General features: G+C 68.7%; 19 protein-coding genes and 1 pseudogene. 11 read left to right on the forward strand and 9 right to left on the reverse strand.

What is annotated here, in order from left to right; all coding sequences use genetic code 11:
- Positions 1-84 precede the first annotated feature (84 nt).
- Entirely contained in the window at positions 85-264 is a 180-nt protein-coding gene (locus N2M23_RS06370) for a DUF5302 domain-containing protein (RefSeq protein WP_265444146.1), read from the reverse strand.
- 172 nt (positions 265-436) lie between these two features.
- On the opposite strand from N2M23_RS06370, the gene lpdA reads away from it, so the two are divergent.
- From lpdA to N2M23_RS06385, 3 genes are all read left to right on the forward strand, one after another.
- Complete coding sequence (lpdA, locus tag N2M23_RS06375) at positions 437-1,816, forward strand: dihydrolipoyl dehydrogenase (protein WP_265444148.1); 1,380 nt, start codon at positions 437-439, stop codon at positions 1,814-1,816.
- Positions 1,817-1,860: 44 nt separating this feature from the next.
- Positions 1,861-3,717, forward strand: coding sequence for a 2-oxoglutarate dehydrogenase, E2 component, dihydrolipoamide succinyltransferase (gene sucB, locus N2M23_RS06380; protein WP_265444149.1), 1,857 nt, complete (start codon positions 1,861-1,863; stop codon positions 3,715-3,717).
- Positions 3,718-3,828: 111 nt separating this feature from the next.
- Positions 3,829-4,245 (forward strand): VOC family protein, encoded by a 417-nt coding sequence (locus N2M23_RS06385; RefSeq protein WP_265444150.1) that lies wholly within the window; start codon positions 3,829-3,831, stop codon positions 4,243-4,245.
- On the opposite strand, the gene N2M23_RS20925 is transcribed toward N2M23_RS06385, so the two are convergent.
- Positions 4,185-4,934, reverse strand: a complete 750-nt coding sequence (locus N2M23_RS20925; protein WP_265444151.1) for a helix-turn-helix domain-containing protein — start codon at positions 4,932-4,934, stop codon at positions 4,185-4,187. The genes N2M23_RS06385 and N2M23_RS20925 overlap by 61 nt on opposite strands.
- 79 nt (positions 4,935-5,013) lie before the next feature.
- On the opposite strand from N2M23_RS20925, the gene N2M23_RS06395 reads away from it, so the two are divergent.
- Entirely contained in the window at positions 5,014-5,904 is an 891-nt protein-coding gene (locus tag N2M23_RS06395; protein ID WP_265444153.1) for a TIGR01777 family oxidoreductase, read from the forward strand.
- A gap of 19 nt (positions 5,905-5,923) precedes the next feature.
- Here N2M23_RS06395 and N2M23_RS06400 read toward each other — a convergent pair whose 3' ends face one another.
- Entirely contained in the window at positions 5,924-8,281 is a 2,358-nt protein-coding gene (locus tag N2M23_RS06400; protein WP_265444155.1) for a GNAT family N-acetyltransferase, read from the reverse strand.
- Positions 8,282-8,398: 117 nt separating this feature from the next.
- Between N2M23_RS06400 and N2M23_RS06405 the strand changes: the two genes are divergently transcribed.
- Genes N2M23_RS06405 through N2M23_RS06415 form a run of 3 tightly spaced genes read left to right on the forward strand, consistent with a single transcriptional unit; the run spans position 8,399 to position 10,931 of the window.
- Positions 8,399-9,337, forward strand: a complete 939-nt coding sequence (locus N2M23_RS06405; RefSeq protein WP_265444156.1) for an ABC transporter ATP-binding protein — start codon at positions 8,399-8,401, stop codon at positions 9,335-9,337.
- On the forward strand, positions 9,337-10,119 hold the full coding sequence (locus tag N2M23_RS06410; RefSeq protein WP_265444157.1) for an ABC transporter permease: 783 nt from the start codon (positions 9,337-9,339) through the stop codon (positions 10,117-10,119). The genes N2M23_RS06405 and N2M23_RS06410 overlap by 1 nt, the downstream gene beginning before the upstream one ends.
- Positions 10,119-10,931 (forward strand): ABC transporter permease, encoded by an 813-nt coding sequence (locus tag N2M23_RS06415; protein ID WP_265444159.1) that lies wholly within the window; start codon positions 10,119-10,121, stop codon positions 10,929-10,931. The genes N2M23_RS06410 and N2M23_RS06415 overlap by 1 nt, the downstream gene beginning before the upstream one ends.
- Before the next feature lie 22 nt (positions 10,932-10,953).
- On the opposite strand, the gene N2M23_RS06420 is transcribed toward N2M23_RS06415, so the two are convergent.
- Positions 10,954-12,489 carry a protein kinase domain-containing protein gene (locus tag N2M23_RS06420; RefSeq protein WP_265444160.1) on the reverse strand — a complete coding sequence of 512 codons (1,536 nt, stop codon included), beginning with the start codon at positions 12,487-12,489 and terminating at the stop codon, positions 10,954-10,956.
- Between the two features lie 71 nt (positions 12,490-12,560).
- Here N2M23_RS06420 and N2M23_RS06425 point away from each other — a divergent pair, with 71 nt between their 5' ends.
- Positions 12,561-13,724, forward strand: a complete 1,164-nt coding sequence (locus N2M23_RS06425; RefSeq protein WP_265444161.1) for a citrate synthase — start codon at positions 12,561-12,563, stop codon at positions 13,722-13,724.
- On the opposite strand, the gene N2M23_RS06430 is transcribed toward N2M23_RS06425, so the two are convergent.
- Positions 13,700-14,842: a citrate/2-methylcitrate synthase gene (locus tag N2M23_RS06430; RefSeq protein ID WP_265444162.1), complete on the reverse strand. Its 1,143-nt coding sequence runs from the start codon at positions 14,840-14,842 to the stop codon at positions 13,700-13,702. The two genes, N2M23_RS06425 and N2M23_RS06430, sit on opposite strands and share 25 nt — an antisense overlap.
- 160 nt (positions 14,843-15,002) lie before the next feature.
- Between N2M23_RS06430 and N2M23_RS06435 the strand changes: the two genes are divergently transcribed.
- Both N2M23_RS06435 and N2M23_RS21115 read left to right on the forward strand, forming a co-directional pair.
- Positions 15,003-15,386: a DDE-type integrase/transposase/recombinase gene (locus tag N2M23_RS06435; RefSeq protein WP_265444163.1), complete on the forward strand. Its 384-nt coding sequence runs from the start codon at positions 15,003-15,005 to the stop codon at positions 15,384-15,386.
- The gene (locus tag N2M23_RS21115) at positions 15,341-15,559 is read left to right on the forward strand and encodes an integrase core domain-containing protein (RefSeq protein WP_425270196.1); all 219 of its coding nucleotides are present in this window, start codon (positions 15,341-15,343) and stop codon (positions 15,557-15,559) included. The genes N2M23_RS06435 and N2M23_RS21115 overlap by 46 nt, the downstream gene beginning before the upstream one ends.
- Before the next feature lie 1,098 nt (positions 15,560-16,657).
- Here N2M23_RS21115 and N2M23_RS06440 read toward each other — a convergent pair.
- Positions 16,658-17,107: a citrate/2-methylcitrate synthase gene (locus N2M23_RS06440; RefSeq protein WP_265444165.1), complete on the reverse strand. Its 450-nt coding sequence runs from the start codon at positions 17,105-17,107 to the stop codon at positions 16,658-16,660.
- Positions 17,108-17,148: 41 nt separating this feature from the next.
- A pseudogene (locus N2M23_RS20930) lies at positions 17,149-17,388 on the reverse strand (citrate/2-methylcitrate synthase); the annotation flags it as partial.
- A 200-nt stretch (positions 17,389-17,588) separates the two neighbouring features.
- On the opposite strand from N2M23_RS20930, the gene aspS reads away from it, so the two are divergent.
- Positions 17,589-18,881, forward strand: coding sequence for an aspartate--tRNA(Asn) ligase (gene aspS, locus N2M23_RS06450; protein ID WP_265444166.1), 1,293 nt, complete (start codon positions 17,589-17,591; stop codon positions 18,879-18,881).
- 3 nt (positions 18,882-18,884) lie between these two features.
- On the opposite strand, the gene lipB is transcribed toward aspS, so the two are convergent.
- Both lipB and N2M23_RS06460 read right to left on the reverse strand, forming a co-directional pair.
- Positions 18,885-19,514 carry a lipoyl(octanoyl) transferase LipB gene (gene lipB / locus N2M23_RS06455; protein ID WP_265444167.1) on the reverse strand — a complete coding sequence of 210 codons (630 nt, stop codon included), beginning with the start codon at positions 19,512-19,514 and terminating at the stop codon, positions 18,885-18,887.
- A gap of 47 nt (positions 19,515-19,561) precedes the next feature.
- Positions 19,562-20,362 (reverse strand): SDR family NAD(P)-dependent oxidoreductase, encoded by an 801-nt coding sequence (locus tag N2M23_RS06460; protein ID WP_265444168.1) that lies wholly within the window; start codon positions 20,360-20,362, stop codon positions 19,562-19,564.
- Between the last annotated feature and the right edge of the window lies 1 nt (position 20,363).

A 20,363-nucleotide genomic window follows, 5' to 3' on the forward strand; every position in this document is an offset into this window, starting at 1 on the left:
GGCCGATCGCCATACGGGACAACAACAACCCGCACCGAAATGATCGGTGCGGGTTGTTGTTTCGTATGTCGCGAGGCGGTCCGCTCAGCCCGACTTGCGGCGGAACATCTGCTGCGCGCCGCTGGTCTCGGCACCGTGGGTGCCGTGCACCTTGGAGTGCTCCGAATTGTCCGAGACGTCCTTGCCACCGTGCGCGTGCTTCTTGTCCAGCGCTTCGCGGAACTTGCGCTTGACCTCGTCGCTGGGTCCGCTCTTGTCCGTCACGGTCGACCTCCTCATTGTCGCGTCCGGCCACTCTCGCACGGCGAGCACCGCCCGAACCAGTGATTAACACCGGCCGGTATGGAGACCGCCGCCGCGTGACGTGGCCGACAGTGCCAAGATGGCGATGCACGACACCTCATCAGCGACGAGACGCAAGGGAGCGCTTCGAGCAATGACGGCAGCAGCCGACCAATACGACATCGTGATCCTGGGCGGTGGCAGCGGCGGTTACGCCTGCGCCTTCCGTGCCGCCGAGCTGGGCCTGAGCGTGGCTCTCGTCGAGAAGGACAAGGTCGGCGGCACCTGCTTGCACCGCGGCTGCATCCCGACCAAGGCACTGCTGCATGCGGGGGAGATCGCCGACAGTGCCCGTGAAGGTGAAAAGTTCGGCGTCAAGACCACCTTCGAGTCGGTCGACATGTCGGGCGTGCACGGCTACAAGGACGGCGTCATCGGCCGGCTCTACAAGGGGCTGCAGGGTCTGGTGAAGTCGCACGGGATCACGTATGTCGAGGGCACCGGCCGGCTCACCTCGCCGACCACGGTCACCGTCGGCGACCGGGTGCTCACCGGCAAGAACATCGTGCTGGCGACCGGCTCCTACGCCAAGACATTGCCCGGGGTCGAGATCGGCGGCCGCATCATGACCAGCGACCAGGCCCTCAGCCTGGACCACGTGCCGTCGCGGGTGACCGTGCTCGGCGGTGGCGTGATCGGCGTCGAATTTGCCTCTGTCTTCAGCTCGTTCGGCTCCGAGGTGACGATCGTCGAGGCACTTCCACGACTCGTCGCCGCCGAGGACGCGGCGATCTCCAAGCAGTTGGAGCGCGCCTTCAAGAAGCGCAAGATCAAGGTGCTCACCGGCGCGAAACTGACCGGCGCCAGCCAGGACGGTGACGTCGTCACCGTCACCCTCGACTCCGGCGAGACCGTCACCTCCGACCTGCTGCTCGTGGCGGTCGGTCGCGGTCCGGTCACCGACGACCTCGGGTATGCCGAGGCCGGTGTGACGCTGGACCGCGGCTACGTCATCACCGACGAGCGCCTGCGCACCGGGGTGCCGGGCGTCTACGCGGTCGGCGACATCGTGCCCGGCCTGCAGCTGGCGCACCGCGGATTCGCACAGGGCATCTTCGTGGCCGAGGAGATCGCCGGCAAGCAGCCGGCGGTCATCGACGAAAGCGGGATCCCGCGGGTCACCTACTGCGACCCGGAGGTCGCGTCGGTCGGCCTGACCGAGGAGGCCGCGCAGGAGCGGCACGGCGAGGTCAGCAGCTATGAGTACAACCTCGGCGGCAACGGCAAGAGCCAGATCCTGCAGACGCAGGGCTTCGTGAAGGTGGTCCGCGCGGCCGACACCGGCGCCGTGGTCGGAGTGCACATGATCGGTGCCCGCATGGGTGAGCAGGTCGGTGAGGCCCAGCTCATCGTCGGCTGGGAGGCGCTGCCCGATGACGTTGCCAGTCTGGTCCACGCCCATCCGACCCAGAACGAATCGCTCGGCGAGGCTCATCTCGCCCTCGCCGGAAAGCCGCTACACGCTCATGCGTGAGACCCGCCTGCAGATTGCATACAGAATCAAGGAGACTGTCATCCATGTCTGAACGCGTGACAATGCCAGCACTCGGCGAGTCGGTGACCGAAGGCACCGTGACTCGCTGGCTCAAGCAGGTGGGCGAAGAGGTTGCGGTCGACGAACCGCTGCTCGAGGTCTCCACCGACAAGGTCGACACCGAGATCCCGTCCCCGGTCGCCGGCACTCTGCAGGAGGTGCTCGTCGAGGAGGACGAGACCGTGCCGGTCGGTGCCGATCTCGCGGTCATCGGTGACGGCGCCGCCGCTCCGGCGAGCGACTCCGGCTCCGGTGACTCGCAGCAGGAGGCGCCGAAGCAGGACGCCCCGCAGGAGACCGCTGCCGCCGCACCGGAGGCGACGCCGGCAGCGCAGGCGGCTCCCGCTGAGGCACCGTCCACCGACCAGCAGCAGCCGGCCGAGCAGCCGAGCGCGGGCACCGGCGGAGAGGTCAGCGGCGGAGAGAAAATCACCATGCCGGCCCTCGGCGAGTCGGTCACCGAGGGCACCATCACCCGCTGGCTGAAGGCCGAGGGTGACGACGTGGCGGTCGACGAGCCGCTGCTCGAGGTGTCCACCGACAAGGTCGACACCGAGGTGCCCTCCCCGGTCGCCGGCAAGCTCAGCAAGATCCTGGTGCAAGAGGACGAGACCGTGCCGGTCGGCGCGGACCTGGCGATCATCGGCGGTGACGCTTCCGGTGGGGGTGCTCCCGCCGCAGCGCCCGCGCAGGAGGCGCCCACGCAGGAGCCCGCCAAGGAAGAGGCCCCGAAGCAAGAGGCGCCGAAGCAAGAGCCGGCAGCGCCCGCACCGGCCGCGGCTCCCGCGCCGCAGCAGCCCGCCCAGCCGGCCGCCCCGGCCGCGTCGCAGACCCCGCCGCCGAGTCCGCAAGCTCCGGCGCCGGCGAGCGCTCCGGCCAGTGCGCCGGCGCCCGCCGCGAGCTCGAACCGGGAGGAGCCTGCGTCATACGTCACGCCGCTGGTGCGCAAGCTGGCCGCCGAGAACAACGTCGACCTGTCGACGGTCAAGGGCACCGGTGTCGGCGGCCGGATCCGCAAGCAGGACGTCCTCGACGCCGCCAAGCCCGCCGAGCAGCCGGCCGCAGCAGCGACCCCGGCTGCTGAGACTGCGCCGGCTGCGGCTTCGAAACCGACTGCTGTTCCTGAGGTTTCGGCCAAGCGTGGCACGACCGAGAAGATGACCCGCATGCGCAAGCTGATCGCGCAGCGGATGGTCGAGTCCCTGCAGGTGTCGGCGCAGCTGACCACGGTCGTCGAGGTGGATGTCACCAAGATCGCCCGGCTGCGGGCGCGCAACAAGACTGCGTTCGAGCAGCGTGAGGGCGTCAAGCTCAGTTTCATGCCGTTCTTCGCGCTGGCCGCGGTCGAAGCGCTCAAGGCCTACCCGCAGCTCAACGCCAGCGTCGAGGACGACTCGATCGTCTACCACCCGCAGGAGAACCTCGGCATCGCGGTGGACACCGAGAAGGGCCTGTTCGTCCCGGTGATCAAGAACGCCGGCGACCTCAACATCGCCGGCCTCGCCCGCAAGACAGCCGACCTGGCGGCCCGCACCCGCGACAACAAGGTGACACCGGACGAGCTGGGTGGCGGCACCTTCACGCTGACCAACACCGGCAGCCGCGGCGCGCTGTTCGACACCCCGATCATCAACCAGCCGCAGGTCGGCATCCTCGGCACCGGCTCGGTCGTCAAGCGGCCGGTCGTGGTGACCGACGCCGACGGCGGCGAGACGATCGCCATCCGCTCGATGGTCTACCTCGCGCTGTCCTACGACCACCGGATCGTGGACGGCGCCGACGCGGCCCGCTTCCTCACCGCAATGAAGGAGCGGCTGGAAGAGGGCGCGTTCGAGGTCTGACCGCGACGCACCCGTGCTGACCGCGCGCCGCCCGGCCACCGGCTGGGCGGCGCGCGGCGCATGTCCGAAACGTGCAAGACAGGTGCGCGGACGGCGCCATACGTTGCCGGTATGACGAACTCACCCGCACCTACGACACCCTCCGCCCGCCTGGACCTCGTCGGCATCGTGACCGCCGACCTGGCCGCGTCACTGCGTTTCTACCGGCTGCTCGGCCTTCCGGTGCCCGACGGCGTCGACGACGCCCCGCACGTCGAGATCACCCTCGACGGCGGGATGCGGCTTGCCTGGGACCCCGAGTCGACGGTGCGCTCCTTCCACCCCGACTGGCGGCCGGTCACCGGCGGCCGGATCGGGCTCGCCCTGCAGGCCGACTCCCCCGCCGACGTCGACACCCTCTTCGAGCAGGTCACCGGCGCCGGATACGAGGCCGCCTTGCGGCCGTTCGACGCGCCGTGGGGGCAGCGCTACGCCAGCGTGCTCGACCCGGACGGCAACGGCGTCGACATCTTCGCGCCGCGTGCTTGAGTCAGCTCTCGGATCGGCACCCCGGCGAGCGCCCGCACCTCTCTGCTGAGATGGGACTGGTCCGAAAACCCAGTGCGCACAGCGCATTCCGCGGCGGGTAGGCCGGCCCGAAGTTGGCTGAGCGCGCGCTGGAATCGGCTGATCCGGTGCAGCTGCTTCGGCCCGTAGCCGAAGGCCGCGACTGAGCGTCGATGCAGCTGTCGCGGGCTCAGGTCGAGCGCCCGCCCGATGGCCGGCAGTGCGGTGCCTGCGGCGGCGAGGTCGGCGAGTCTTGTGACGAATGGGTCGCCTCCGTCGATGTCGAGCGAGTCCAGCAGCGTGGTGGCGATCTCCGCCGGCCCCATCAAGTCGGTATGACGCAGGCCGCGCCCGAGCCGGCGCCGTTGCGCCGAGGGCAGCGCATCCGCGGGGGCCTGCAGGTCGGTCAGCTCACCGGCGGGCACACCCAGGATCCCCGGCCCGACACCCGGCGCGAAGCGCAGCCCGACGCGGCGGCGACCCGACTCCCCCGGCACCAGCTTGGCGACTGTGTCCGGCCCGGCGATGCTCAAGGAGCCGTCGGTCCACAGCAGATCGAGACAACCGTCCGGCAGCACCCGCACCGGCCCGGTGCCACTGACGCTCGTCCAGGCGGTGACGCCGGGGCCGAGCGCCCATTCCCGGTAGACCGGTGACCACTCGCTGCTCACCCGCCGACTCTGCCAGCTTTCACCGACAAGTGTGCTGGACTGTTCCTTCACCCTTTCCCACATCAGTGGAGGTTCCCTCATGCGAGTCGCGATCACCGGGTCGTCCGGGCTGATCGGCACCGCGCTCTGCCAGGCGCTCGCCGAACGCGGAGACCAGGTCGTCAAGCTGGTGCGGCATCCCCCGAAGTCTCCGGATGAAGTCCGCTGGAACCCCACTGAAGGGCAACTCGATCCTGAAGCGTTACAAGGCATTTCGGCTGCGGTAAACCTCGCTGGCGCCGGCATCGGTGACCATCGATGGACCGCGTCGTACAAACAGACGTTGATCGATTCTCGCGTCGACAGCACCGAAACCCTGGCCACGGCGCTGACCCGGCTCGACGCACCGGTGCGGCTGGTGAACGGCTCCGCGATGGGTTACTACGGCGACCGCGGTGACCAAGAGGTCGACGAGGACTCGCCGCCCGGCACCGGCTTCCTGCCCGAGCTGGTGCAACGCTGGGAAGCGGCCACCGCCCCTGCCGTCTCGGCCGACCTGCCGGTCGCCTTCGCCCGGACCGGGCTCGTGCTCGCACCCGACGGCGGCGGGATGATGGCGCGGGTGCTGCCGCTTGCAAAACTCGGTCTCGCCGGCCCGCTCGGCAACGGACGTCAGTGGTGGTCCTGGATCACGTTGACCGACGAGATCTCCGCACTCGTGCACCTGATCGACCACCCGGAGATCACCGGGCCGGTCAACCTGGCCACCCCGGCCGCAGTCCGGCAGCGCGACGCGATGAAGGCGCTGGGCCGGGTGCTGCGCCGGCCGGCGGTCTTCCCCGCCCCCAAGCTCGGCCTACGGCTCGTCCTCGGAGAGCTTGCCGAGGACGTCGTCTCGAGCACTCGTATGCGTCCGAAAGTGTTGCAGCAGAACGACTTCCAGTGGCACCACCGCAGCATTGACGACGCGATGCGTTATGCGGCGGCCTGAGTCTCAGACCCGCAGAGTCTCAGACCCGCAGGGTCGGGGGCTGACCGCGATAGGCGCGCGCGTGGTTGCGCGCCGTGATTGCGGCATACGCCCGGTGTTTGGGGTTGCGCTCCCCGTCGTACTTCAGCGGATCGGCGAGCCGCCCGGCACCGGCGAGCGCCGCGACCCGGGCGCCCGCGGCGCCACCGACGTAACGCTCGACGAAACGCGGCGGCACCGTGGTGTAGACGAGTTCGCCGGACAGTGCGGGCGCCTCGACCGGTGAGTCCTCGATCAGGTCGCCGACGAGTTGCTCGGCGATATTGGCGCCGGTTGCCGTCGCGTAATGGCAGTTGCGACCGTATCGGGGGTTGATCTCGAAGAACACCACCCGGCCGTCGCGCGGGTCACGGATCGCGTCCAGATTGGCGAAGCCGTGGTAGTCGGCCTCGGCCAGGATGCGCGCCCCCTGCTCGACCGCGTCGTCCAGCTCGGTGACCACCTGGACGTCCGGGATGCCCAGGTATGCCGCGCGCGGGTCCTGCATCAGCACCTGCGAGGCGCGAGCCAGAGTGATCCGGCCATCCCGCGCCCGGTAGAGCGTGATCGACAGCAGGTCCTCCCCGGGGATGAACTCCTGGGCGAGCATCTGCCCGTCGAACCCGGCCTGGTGCAACTGACCGATCAGCTCCTCGAGCGCCGGCCGGTCGTCGATGCGGTAGAGCTTCTTCTTTCCGGCCAACCGCAGGCCGGCGAACCTGCCCGAGTCAGCGGGCTTGACGATGATCGGCCAGGGCAGGTCGACGGCGTCGGCGTCGGGCCGGCCACCGGCGAAGTCGAGCACCTCGGTGCGCGGTGTCGCGACACCGGCGGCAGCGCACAGCTCGTTGAAGGAGACTTTGTCCGAAACCCGGTGCAGCATCTCCGGCGTCTCGTGCGGGACGACGACGTTCTTGCCCAGCGAATTGCGTTCTGCTGCAAGGGATTGCACCAGTGCGTCGTTGTTCGTGAGCGGTATGACGGTGAGCGCCGGATTGGCCTTGGCCACTTCGCGGATGGCCTGCAGCACCGGTTTCGGATCGGTCACCGCGCCCCGGCCGAGCTCACGCACCTGCGAGATCACTGATGAGTCGGCGATCGCTCCGGTGGCGAACGGCACCAGCGCCACGCTGGTCAGCCCGTAGCGCTCGTGGAAGGCGCGGGCGAGCGCATACCCGGACAGGGTGAAGTCGAGCACGACGGGAAGCACCGCGGGCGCCGCGGTGCTCGGCGGAGTCACCCGGGTCACCGCCGACGCGGCCGCGGAGGTGGCCGCGTCCACCATGCCGACCACGTCGGCCTTCGATCGCGGCACCCGGTGCGGGAGCTCGCGGGCGGCCGTCTTCGCGCGCGCGGCCGCACTCAGTGCGGAGCGCTGGGTGTTGTACGCACGCATCACGCCCGGGCGCAGGATCACATCCCATGGACCGGGGATGTCCACCAGCGCCTTCTTGCCGAAGTTGAGCTTGAACCGGTTGAGCGTCTCCAGCTCCGGCGCGCGCGCCGACCCGGCACCGCAGAAGTCGAAGGTGCGCAACTGCTCGGTGTGCAGGGTCTGCAGCACGCCCCAGACGAGGCGGTAGACGGCGTAGAGGTCGCGCGCCGCGTCCTTGGAGGCGGCGAAGTAGTAGCTGGCCGCCCCGTCATACACGGTGACGAGGGTCCAGGCGACCACCTCGCCACGGTGCCGCACGACGAACAGGCGGCACACCTGCGGCCCGAGCTCGCGCAGCATCTCGTAATAGAAGCTCGGTGGCCGCAGCACGAATCCACCGCGCCGCCCGGTCTCCTCGAAGACCGGGTACATCGTGTCGCGGAAGTCCGCCTCGCCGATGCCGGTCTCGTCGGCGAAGGTCAGCTCGTCGTTCTTCAGCGCCTTGCGAATGTTGCGGCGGCCGGTCTGCGACATCTCCGCGAGCAGCTGGTCCTCGGGTTTGGTGAGGTCGAGGATCACCGTGCGGTCGTAGAAGACGCCGATCAGCGGCTCCACCAGGTCGTCGCCGCCGTGCTCCGTGTGCAGTCGCAGCACCGCCGCGGATGGCCGCTCGCTGCGGATGTATGACGCAAGCGCGTCCCGCACCTGCCGCTCGCGCTCGGCAGACCGCTCGCCGGACAGCCAGATCGGCCCGTTCTTGGCCCAGAGCTGCTCCAGGAAGCGGCCAGAGAACGAGGTGAGACTGAGCGCGACGACCGGCTCGTCACCGTCCCTGACCACCAGGTAGCGCCAGTGCTCGCGGCCGGGCAGCGAGTCGTCATACTTCGCCCACTCGGGCGCCTGCTCGACCGGGACGTCACGCCCCCCAGCGTGAACGACGTCGAGGAAGTCGGTAGATGTGCAGGACTGCACGGTGAATGCCACGGATGTCTCTCGTCAGGGGTTGGGGCAAAGAGCGTCCAGCAGCATATGCAGGTCGACCGGTCAGTCCAAAGCCCGGAACCAGGCGGTGTGTCGGCGGACGTTGCTAGCGTCCGGGTCATGGACCGCTCGATGCCGGAGGTGATGATCAGCGCACGGGAGCTGCGCAAGTCGTTCGGCGACTTCGAGGCGGTGCGTGGCATCGATGTCGAGGTGGTGCGGGGAGAGTCGTTCGGCTTTCTCGGCCCCAACGGCGCCGGCAAGTCCTCGACCATGCGGATGGTCGCGGCCGTCTCGCCGATCAGCGGCGGCGAGCTGCGGATCCTCGGGCGCGACCCGGCGACGGACGGCTCGCGGATCCGCGCCCGGCTCGGCGTGTGCCCACAGGAGGACTCGCTCGACCCGGAGCTGTCGGTGCGGGACAACCTGATCGTCTACGGCCGCTATTTCGGTATGACGAGGCCTGCGGTCCGGGCACGCGCGGACGAGTTGCTGGACTTCGCCCAGCTCACCGATAAGGCGAACGCGCGCGTCGAGGATCTGTCCGGCGGCATGAAGCGGCGCCTGACGATCGCCCGCTCGTTGATCAACGAGCCAGACCTGCTGCTGCTCGACGAGCCCACCACCGGGCTCGATCCGCAGGCGCGACATGTGTTGTGGGACAAGCTTTTCCGGCTCAAACAGCAGGGCGTGACGCTGGTGCTGACGACTCACTACATGGACGAGGCCGAGCAGCTCTGCGACCGGTTGGTGGTGATGGACAAGGGCCGCATCGTCGCCGAGGGCTCCCCTGCCGCACTCATCCGCGCGCACTCCACCCGGGAGGTCGTGGAGTTGCGCTTCGGGGTCGGCGAGCACGAGGCGCTGGCCGATGCGCTCGCCGATCTGGCCGATCGGGTCGAGGTGCTGCCGGACCGGCTGTTGCTTTACACCGACGACGGCGAGGCCGCATCGGTGGCGGTGCACGACCGCGGGTTGCAGCCGGTCGGGATGCTCACCCGGCGCTCGACCCTGGAAGACGTCTTCCTCCGGCTCACCGGCCGAAGCCTGGTCGACTGATGACCTCCCTGCCGCTCACCGCCCGGTTGTTCGACTACTGGGTGACGGTCTACCGGCGCACCTGGCGCGGCACGGTCATCAACAGTTTCCTGACCCCGCTGCTCTATGTCGTCGCGATGGGCGTCCTGCTCGGCGGGTTCGTCAAGGCCGATCCGTCGCACTTGGAGGGTGCGGGCAGCTACCTGCAGTTCGTGGTGCCGGGCCTGCTCGCCGGTCAGAGCATGCAGTTGGCGTTCGGGGAGACGACCTATCCGGTGATGGGTGCGGTCAAGTGGCACAAGACCTACTACGGCATGCTCGCGACCCCGTTGCGGGTCGCCGATATCGCTCTCGCCCACCTGTCCTTCGCCGTCGTCCGGATCGCTTCCAGTGCAGCGGTTTTCGTGCTCGTGATGGCTCCGTTCGGTGCCTGGTCGTCGGTGCCGGGCGCGATCGGGGTCTTCCTCATCCAGCTGCTGGTCGGGCTCGCCTTCGCCGCGCCGGTCTACGCCTACGCCGCCACGCTCAAGGACGAGGGCGGCTTCACGGTGATCTTCCGGCTGCTGATGATGCCGCTGTTCCTCTTCTCCGGCGCGTTCTTCCCGCTCGGCAACCTTCCGCCGGTGCTGGAGTGGGTCGCCCGGCTGACACCGCTGTGGCAGGGGGTCGACCTGACCCGCATGTGCGCGCTCGGCACCTGGTCGTGGCCGGCGGCGCTGGCGCATGTGGTCTACCTCGGGGTGTGCGCGGTCGGCGGGACTTGGCTCGGCATACGGGCATTGGAGCGGAGGCTGGTGCGCTGATGTCCGCAGTCTCCGGAGCTCTTACCCGCGACACCGGTCGCGAGTTGTCCCGCGCGAGCGCCACCGGCGTGTTGCTCTACCGCAACTACCTGGTCTACCGGCGCGGCTGGATCTTCTTCCTCACCGGCTTCCTCGAGCCGGTCTTCTACCTGCTGTCGATCGGCGTGGGTGTCGGCAAGCTGGTGCACGGTTTCGACGTCGGCGGTCACACCGTGCCATATGCCGACTACGTCGCGCCCGGCATGCTCGCGGCGTCGGCGATGAACGGCGCGGTCTTCGACACCACCTTCAACGTCTTCTTCCGGCTGAAGTACGTCAAGCTCTACGACCAGATCCTCGCGACACCGCGCACCACCGCAGACGTCGCGCGTGGCGAGATCAGCTGGGCGCTGCTGCGCGGCGGCAGCTATGCGGCAGCGTTCCTGATCGTGATGGCGGCGCTGGGCATGGTGCACTCGTGGTGGGCGATCCTCGCACTGCCGGCCACGCTGCTCATCGGGTTCGCGTTCGCCGGGATCTGTATGGCGCTGACCACCTGGATGCGGTCGTGGCAGGACTTCGAATACATCACCCTCGGGGTAATGCCACTGTTCCTCTTCTCCGGCACCTTCTTCCCGGTCAGCGCCTTCCCCGACTGGCTGCGCTGGGTGGTGGAGTGCACGCCGCTCTACCGGGGCGTGGTGCTCTGTCGGGAGCTCACCACCGGCGAGGTCACCTGGGCGTCCGCGGTGTCGGTGGTCTACCTGGTCGTGCTGGGCCTGATCGGCACACGGGTCGTGGCCCGGCGGCTCGACGCGCTGCTGCTGACCTGAGCGACCCGTGGGTGCCGCTCAACTACGGCGCCTGCCAATCGGTGATGCGCCAGCCGTCCGGCGTCCACCGCACCGAGACGTCGGTGCGCTGCCCGGACCCGGCCGGGACGGTGCGGCGCCCGGTTGCCGTGACGACGTGATAGGCAGGACGGTCGATCACGGCCGTCACGTGCACTGTGTCGCCTTCCCCCGGCTCCACCCGGGCCGAACGCACGCGAAACCTCAACCCGTCATACTGCACGCCGTTCGCGACGGCCTTGCCGAGGTCGGCCCGATCTCGTTTGTCCGCAGCAGAGCCCGGCACCAAAGCGGTATTCAGGCGCCGCGCATCGACGTTCGACCACGCGGCTGCCCGCGCATCGGCCAGGGACTGCACCACCTGCACCGGGTCGCTGCCGAGTCGCTCCGGCGCCGGATCGGCGGCAGAGGGCCGCGCGCTCGCCGACGGTCGTGCCGCCGGCGCACTCGGTGAACCTTCGGTAGCTGCGGAGGCGCCGCCGCCGGAACGGTCCGGTGCACCCAACGCGACGGCGCTCACGCCGAGTGCGACCGCGACGGCGACCCCGGTCCAGGCCCACCGGACCGATGGTCCGCGCCGCCCCGGGTCGCGCCCGGCGCGGCGGGTGCGGCGGGCCGATCGGGACGCTTGCGGGTGCGCGTCGACGACCTGGCCGGCTTCCGCTCGGATCCGACGGGTGAGCGCCTCAGCGGGGTCCTCGCTCGCGGCGACGGCAACTCGGCGGGCCGCCGATCCCTGCACGGGGGCCGGCTCGGGGTCGGCACATCGCCACAGGGACAGCGCAAAGTCGCCGGGCAGCGGTCGCGCCGAGTCCGTATGCGCCAGAGCGGAATTGACCAGGTCCCGGAGCTCCTGAGGCACCTCCGGGGCAAGCTCTGACAGGTCGGCCCGCAAGGCGGCCGGCTCGGGAGGCGCACCGGTGAGCGCGCGCCAGGCGATCGCACCGAGCGAGTAGACATCAGCTGCCGGCGTCACAGCGGCGCCGGCGAGTACCTCCGGTGCGGCCCAGGCCTCGGTCGCCCACACCTCGTCGCCGACGTGACCGGCGAGCTGCGACATACCCAGGTCGCCGATCAACGGCTTGCCGTCACCGGTCAGCAGGATGTTGCCCGGGCTGAGATCGCCGTGCACCAACCCCAGGCCGTGCAGATCGTGCAGCGCGCGGGCCACCGGGCAGAGCACGGTGACCAACTCCCCTGGTGTCAACACCCCACGGCGGGTCAGCGTCTCGGCAAGCGACCCGCCTTCGGCAAGCTCCATCACCAAACCGAGGCCAGGCGGCTCCGATGCGGTGTCGAGCACGACGTCGACCAGTCGCACGACGTGCTCGTGACGGATCGACTCCAGGACCGTGATCTCGTAGTCCAGTTGCTCTGCCTCCCCCGCGAGCACCTTCGCTGCCAACCGAATCCCGTCGGCGGAACGCACCGCCCAGACGGTCCCGGTCGCACCGCGCCCGATCGGACCGATCACCTCGTAGCCGGGCAGGCTGGGCTGTCGGAGGCCCGCGGCCCGGTCGGATGCGCCGGAAGTGTCCACCGCTCCACCGTGGCACTCGCACGCTGTCGCGCGCAGAAGTTGTCCACAGGCACCGCATTAGGGTGTGGCGAGTGAGCGACGACCTCATCTCGACCCAGCAGGCGGCCGACCTGCTCGGCGTGCGCGTCGCGACCGTCTACTCCTATGTCAGCCGCGGACTGCTGCACCGCGCGGGCGCCGGCAGATCGCGGCAGGACGGCTCACGCTTCGACCGTGCCGAGGTCGCGCAGCTAGCGGCTCGGCACCACCGACCGCGCGGCGGTGTCTTCGAACTCACCGTCGAGACCGCCGTCACAAGTCTCGACCCACAAGGACGGCTGCTCTTCCGCGGGCGCGATGCCGGCGAACTCGCCGAGCACTCTTGCTTCGAGCAGGTTGCCGAAATCGTCTGGGGCGAGCCGGATCCGCCGGCCGTCTGGCCGTCCGGCACAACCCCACCGATCCGGTATGACGACGCCACCCGCTGCGACCGCATCCGGCTCGCCGTCCAGTCCGCCGCCATCACCGACCCCGATCGAACCAGCCTGTCGGCCAGTCATTTTCGGGCCGCCGGCCGCCGCGCGATCATGACGGCGATCGCCGCTCTCACACCGTCCGCTCCACCGCCTGCCCCGTCCGTCGCGGCAGGTGTTTGGTCCGCCTTGAGCGACCGGGCCTGCCACCCCGACGAGCTGCGCGCAGTTGAGGTCGCACTCGGGATCCTTGCCGATCACGAGCTCGCCACCTCGACGCTGGCCGCCAGGGCAGCCGCGAGCACCGGCGCCGACCCCTACCTGGTGATGCTCGCCGGAGCGTCGGCGCTCGCCGGTGAGCGCCATGGCGCCGCGTCGGCCCCGGCATACGATCTGCTGGTGGCGGCGCGGTCCGGGAGCGCCGAGATCGACGACACACCAGCGGGATTCGGTCACGCGGTGTACGTCGGGAACGATCCCCGCTTCGACGTGCTCCTCTCCGCCGTGGGCCGGGTCGCTCCGGACGTCGTCGGCACGGTCGACGAGCTCGTGGTCCGCGTCGGGCGCCGGCACGGGGTGGCACCGAACGTCGACCTCGCCCTTGCCGCGCTCTCACTCGCCACTGACCTGCCGCGGGACGCCGGTGCGGTGCTCTTCATGCTCGCCCGCCTCTCCGGCTTCGTGGCGCACGGCATCGAGGAGCAGGGCCACCCGCTCCGCTTCCGGCCCCGGGCCACCTACACCGGTCGGTCAGAAGATCACTCGGGCAGCGGGCCGACGTAGCGCGACCTCGGCCGGATGATCTTGCGGTCCCGACTCTGCTCCAGCACGTGCGCCGCCCATCCCACCACGCGACTGCACGCAAAGGTCGGGGTGAACATCTCGCGCGGCACCCCGCACGCCTGCATCACCACGCCCGCGTAGTACTCGACATTCGCTCGCAGCGGCCGATCCGGCTTTGCCTCATCGAGCACCTTGACGACCTCTGCCTCCGCCGCGACGGCCAGGTCCGCGGTCGGTCCGCCTAGCTCAATTGCGGTCTCCTTCAACAGTTCCGAGCGCGGGTCGAGGGTCCGATAGACGGGGTGACCGAATCCCATCACCCGTTGCCCGGCAGCGAGCTGTGCGCGCGCCCAGCCCTCTGCGCGCTCCACCGATCCGATCTCGTCAAGGGCGTCCAGGGCCCTGCTCGGGGCACCGCCGTGCAGCGGGCCGGCCAGCGCGCCGACACCTGCGACCAGGCACGAGCTCAGGTCGGTGCCGGTCGACGCGACCGTGCGGGCGGTGAACGTCGAGTTGTTGAAGCCGTGGTCGATGGTCAGCACGAGGTAGCGGCTAAGTGCGGCGATGTGTTCTGCGCTCGGGGTCCTGCCGGTCAACATCGCGAGATAGCTTGCGACATAACCAAGTTCGGGCCGTGGGGCGACCGGCTCCCGTCCACTCGCCAGCGCGTGTGCCGCCGTCACCAGCCATGGCACCACGGCTGCGGTGCGCAGCGCAGCACGTTGCTTGATGTCCTCGTCGCTGTCCCAGAGCGGCCGGTCACCGGTCAGCGCGCCGTATGCCGAAAGCGCCGTCCGCAGAGTGACCAACGGGTCGTCGCTGCCTGCTGCCCGCATCACCACCCCGAGTTGCTCCGCCAATCCCTCCGGTATGACGAGGGCTTCTGCCACGTCGGCCTCCCATGGACCCCGCTGCGCCTCGGTCGGCAGCTCGCCGCGGAGCATCAAGTGCCAGACGTCCTCGAAGCTGTGGTCCCGGGCTAGGCGCGTGGCGTCGTACTGCCGGTAGTGAAAGAAGCCCTCCGCACCGCGCACGTCGCCGATCGCTGTCTCGGCGACGACGACACCGGCCAATCCCGGTGGGGTGACAATGAGTTCGCTGGCTGCTGAGGTGGTCATGACGGCAGCGTGCGGCTGCCGGCCAGTGAGCGTCAATCTTGACGACGTCAACATAGGCGCGGACGAAAATCGGTTGTCGCCTCCGTGATTGGCGACCTAACCTCGCCGCACGGTGAGGTTGACCCCGTTCGGTGGACATCCTGATCGCCAGGCATTTGGCTTGGCAGGGAAGGATGCCCTGCGCAGGTTCGATCGTGGGGCACTGAACGTGGTGTGGACCTCCGACATCACCCATCTGGCCACCGGGCAGGGCTGGTTGTATCTGTGCACGGTCCGCGACGGGTGCTCCCGGCGGGTGATCGGGTACGCGTTCGCTGACAACCTGCACACCGACCTGGTCGAGACCGCGCTGCGTCGCGCGGTCACCTTCCGCGATCCGGCCTCCGGATCGACCGCGAAGGTCATCTTCCACGCCGACCGGGTTGTCAGTACACGTCCACTCAGCTGGCTGACGTCGCCGACGAGGTCGATGTGCGGCTGTCCGTGGCGCGGACCGGGGTGTGCTGGGACAACGCTCAGCAGGAATCGTTCTGGTCGACGCTGAAAACCGAGTACTACCAGCGGCACTCGTTCGACACACACGCCGAAGCGATCACCCGGGTCAGCTCCTGGATCGAGACCGTGTACAACTGTCGGCGACGGCACAGCGCACTAGGCCAGATCAGCCCCATAGCCTTCGAGAACACGCTCACCACCACGGCCAACGAAGCCGCTTAACCCGATGTCCACGAAACGGGGTCAACCCCACTGTGCCTTCGAGCAGGTCGCCGACATCGTCTGGGACGACCCGCACCAGCCGGCCGCGTAGCCCGCGACCCCGCCCCTCCGATCGGGTATGACGGGGCGACCCGCTGTGACCGAATCCGCCCTGGCATCCAGTCCTCGGCAACAACCGACCCGGATCGAACCAGCCTGTCCGCCGAGCATATTCGCGCGGCAGCTCGTCGCGCGATCATGACGGCGACAGCGACGCCCGCGGCGCCGACCGTGGTCGGCAAGAGTGTTGTGGCGGGTGCCTGTGTCGGACTGACCAACCGCGCCACGCAGCCACCGAAGCCGACGCAAACAACACATTCCGCGCCGGAGGATTTTACGATTTGCGTACTTTTTGGCACTTGACGTGCACATGCGCTACATGGTCGAGTGAGAGAGTTCGCGATAGCTTCTCAAATACTCAGGGGAACCGAAATGAGAATGCGCGCCATTTGCACTGCTGTTCTGCTATCCACCACATGTGTTGGTGTGGCAGATGCGCCCGCCCGGCTACGCATACAACGTTCGTGGTTACGAGTACGTGCCTTACGAGCGATACACGATTTGGACAACTGTGTACCGTAACGGCCAACCCACTAGCACGAGCGAAAGGGACACAGTCACCGCCGGCACACACGGAGCATGGTCCACGTCGACGCATTACGGCTACGCCGGTGCTGATAACGTCGGCATCGGCGCAAACGTGCGCGACTCGTACGGGACTATTCTCACGTCGACATATTCCGGCTGCGGAACACCTGCCAAGATGTGAAATGACATCAACAACAGTAGTCGGAACATATAAGGGTGCGAAGGTTCGCCTCGCGCAACCGGAGATTACAGATGGTTCGGTAGAAGTTACCTTCTTCATCGAATCTGACGGCCCAGGCGACACCAGCCCGTCCGGGTTCCTAACAGACATCGTCCCGACATTGACGCTCGGGGAGAGAGTTCTCAAGGTCCGAGAACTTAACGGCGTAACCGTCAACGCAACGTCGTCGCCGTGGTGGGTGCTGTGGAGGTTCGTCGACGACACACCCGACCGCAGCGGATCGCTCCACTTCACCGGCCTTGACCAAGACAAGACGGTACCCGTGACGCTGCCGAGCGCGTGACGACCCGGCACTTCAAGGTGCCATCTTGCGCCGATGTGACCAGGCACGAGGTCAGGTCGGTGCCGGTGGACGCGACGGTCCGCGCAGTGAACGTCGAGTTGTTGAAGCCGTGGTCGATGGTGAGCACCAGGTAACGGCTGAGCACGGTGACGTGTTCGGCGCTCGGAGCACCGCCGGTCAGCGTCGCGAGATAGCTTCCGACATAACCGAGTTCAGGTCGCGGCGCGAGTGGTTCCTGCCCCTTCGCGAGAGACTGTGCCACAGTCACCAGCCACGGCACGACGGCCGCTGTGCGCAGGGCGGCACGTTGGTTGGTGTCCTCGTCGTTGCCCGCCGCCCGCATGACAGTCCCCAGCCGATCTGCCAATTGCGCTGGTATGACGAGAGCTTCGGCCACCTCGTCCTCCCACGCCGCACGACGGTCGCCGGTCGGCAACTCCCGCGGAGCATCAAGTGCCAGACATCCTCGAAGCTGTGGTCCCGGGCTAGGCGCGTGGCGTCGTACTGCCGGTAGTGGAGGAAGCCTTCGGCGCCACGCGCGTCGCCGATCGCTGTCTCGGCGACGACGACACCGGCCAATCCCGGTGGGGTGACAATGAGTTCGCTGGCTGCTGAGGTGGTCATGACGGCAGCGTGCGGCTGCCGGTCAGTGAGCGTCAATCTTGACGACGTCAACATAGCCGCGGACGAAAATCGGTTGTCGCCTCCGTGATTGGCGACCTAATCTCGCCGCACGGCGACGACGGGAGTGACGCCCCCGAGCCGATCGCAGGACAAGAGGTCGCGGCATCCGCTGCGGCGAAGGTGTGGTGGCACCGCGAAGTTGGCCCCATCGCCCACACCTCCGGGGAGTCGTTTTCTCATGGAGGTGAATACACATGCACCAGCGCATCCTGGCCGCCGAACTGGCGCAGATCCCGATTGGGTCGGAGGTCACCCTCGCCGGTTGGATCCATCGACGCCGGCAACTGTCGGGCGTGAGTTTCCTTGTGCTGCGCGACCGTTCGGGTCTGGCCCAGATCGTGGCAAAGGCGCCCCACGCCCGCGCTGCGATCGGCACGCTCGGCGAGGAGTCGGTCGTGCAGGTGCGCGGCAGGCTGGCCGCCAACGACGCCGCACCCGGCGGTCTCGAGGTGATTGAGCCACGCATCGAGCCACCCACCGAACCATCACTCACCCCACCGGTCGAGCTCTGGCGACCCGCCCAATCCGAAGGACTGCCAACCAGATTGGACCACGCAGCGGCGGCGCTGCGACACCCGCGTAGCAGAGCCCGTTGGCAACTGGCTGCGGCGTCGCTGCATGGCTTCCGCTCGTCACTCGACTCCGAGGGGTTCACCGAGGTGTCGACCCCGAAAGTGGTCGGCATGGCCACCGAGTCCGGCGCCAACGTCTTCCAGCTCGACTACTTCGGCAGACCGGCCTATCTCGCGCAGTCGCCGCAGCTCTACAAACAGATGCTGGTCGGAGTGTTCGAGCGGGTCTTCGAGGTCGGTCCGGTGTTCCGCGCCGAGCCGCACGACACAGTCCGGCATCTTGCCCAATACACCTCTCTCGACGTCGAATTCGGCTTCATCGAGAGTCACCGCGACGTGATCGCGATGTTCCGGACCGTGCTCGCCGGCATGCTCAGCTCTGTCCGGGAGCGTGCCGCCGACGCGGTGGAATTGCTCGGCGTCGACGTCCCGCAGGTGCCGGAAGCGTTGCCCGTCATACATTTTCGGGAGGCGCTGCGGCTGGTCGGTGCCGCACCGGACGAGCCGGACCTCGAGCCGGCACACGAGCGAGCACTCGGGGTCTGGGCCAAGGAGACTCACGGTTCGGATTTCCTTGTGGTGGAGGGCTATCCGATGGCGAAGCGCCCGTTCTACACCCACCCGCAGCCGGACGACCCACGATGGTCCAACAGCTTCGACGTGCTCTTCCGCGGGCTGGAGCTGAGCACCGGCGGCCAACGGCTGCATCGGCCGGCGGACTACCGCGCCGCACTGGCGACGAGCGGGCAGTCGGCAGAGGAGTTTTCGGCATACCTTGAGGCATTCGACCACGGAATGCCGCCGCACGGCGGTTTCGCGATCGGGCTGGAGCGCTGGGTGGCCCGGCTCACCGGGGCAGCGAATGTGCGGGAGGTGACGCTCTTCCCGCGTGACCTGCACCGCCTGGCCCCATAGCGGTCAGGCGAGGATGTCGGGCAGCCGCTTCTCGACGAACGGCAGCACCTCACGCACGGTCACGTCGCGGCCGAGCTCCTCGGTCAGCGACGTGACCCCGGCGTCGGGGATGCCGCACGGGACGATCACCTGCGACCACGACAGGTCGCAGTCGCAGTTGAGCGCGAAGCCGTGCATGGTCACGTCCCGGCTGACCCGGATGCCGATCGCACCGATCTTGCGCTCCTGCTTGCCGTCGCCGGCCGGCAGCCAGACGCCGCTGCGACCCTCGACCCGGGTCGTCTCCAGGCCGAGGTCACCGCAGACGTCGATCATCAACTGCTCGAGCCGGCGCACGTGGCCGACCACATCGACCGGGTCGGGCAGGTGCACGATCGGGTAGCCGGTCAGCTGACCCGGGCCGTGCCAGGTGATCTTGCCGCCACGGTCGACGTCGATGACCGGGGTGCCGTCGAACGGCCGCTCGTGCGGCGCGGTGCGCTTGCCCGCGGTGTAGACCCGCTGGTGCTCCAGCAGCAGCGTGGTGTCGGGCTGCTCCCCCGCCACGACTGCCGCATGCACCTGCCGCTGCAGATCCCAGGCGGCCTGGTAGTCGACGAAGTCAGGGTCGAAGCCGACGTGCTCGATGCGCATGCAATCACGGTACGCCGGTCGCGGCCGCCCGCTCCGGTCAGGCCGGGTCAGGGCACGATGCTGTCGACATACCCGCCGTCGACCCGCACCGACGCGCCCGTGGTCGCCGAGGCGAGGTCGGAGCTGAGGTAGGCGACCATGTTGGCGATCTCGGCCGGCTCGATGAGCCGCTGCAGCAGCGACTGCGGGCGGTGCTTGCGCATGAACTCGCGCTGCGCCTCCTCCCACGGCAGGTCCTTGTCGACCAGCTCGTAGACGAAGTCCTCCACGCCGCCGGTGTGGGTCGGGCCGGCGATCACCGAGTTGACCGTCACGCCGGTGCCCGCGGCGTGCTTGGCGAAGCCGCGCGAGACCGACAGCAGCGCGGTCTTGCTCATCCCGTAATGGATCATCTCCTCGGGTATGGCGATCGCGGAGTCGCTGGCAATGTTGAGGATTCGGCCCCAGCCGCGCTTCATCATGCCGGGCACGGTCGAGCGGATCAGCCGCACCGCGCTCATCACGTTGGTGTCGAAGTAGCGGCGCCATTCCTCGTCGGAGATCGTCGCCGGATCGGCGCTGCCGAAGATGCCGAGATTGTTGACCAGCACGTCGACATCGCCGGTCGCGGCCAGCACCTGGTCGGCACCCTCGGCAGTCGTGACGTCACCCACCGCCGGCACGAAGTCACCGTCGGGAGTGGCTGCGGCGAGCTCGGCGATGGCCTGCTCGACCCGCTCGGCGCTGCGGCCGTTGACACCCACCCGTGCCCCGCAGTCGGCCAGCGCGGTGGCGATCGCCGCACCGATGCCCTGGGTCGATCCGGTGACGAGTGCGGTGCGTCCGGTCAGGTCGAGTACGAGAGCCATG

It is taken from the genome of Flexivirga meconopsidis (assembly GCF_026162425.1).
GTDB lineage: Bacteria > Actinomycetota > Actinomycetes > Actinomycetales > Dermatophilaceae > Flexivirga > Flexivirga meconopsidis.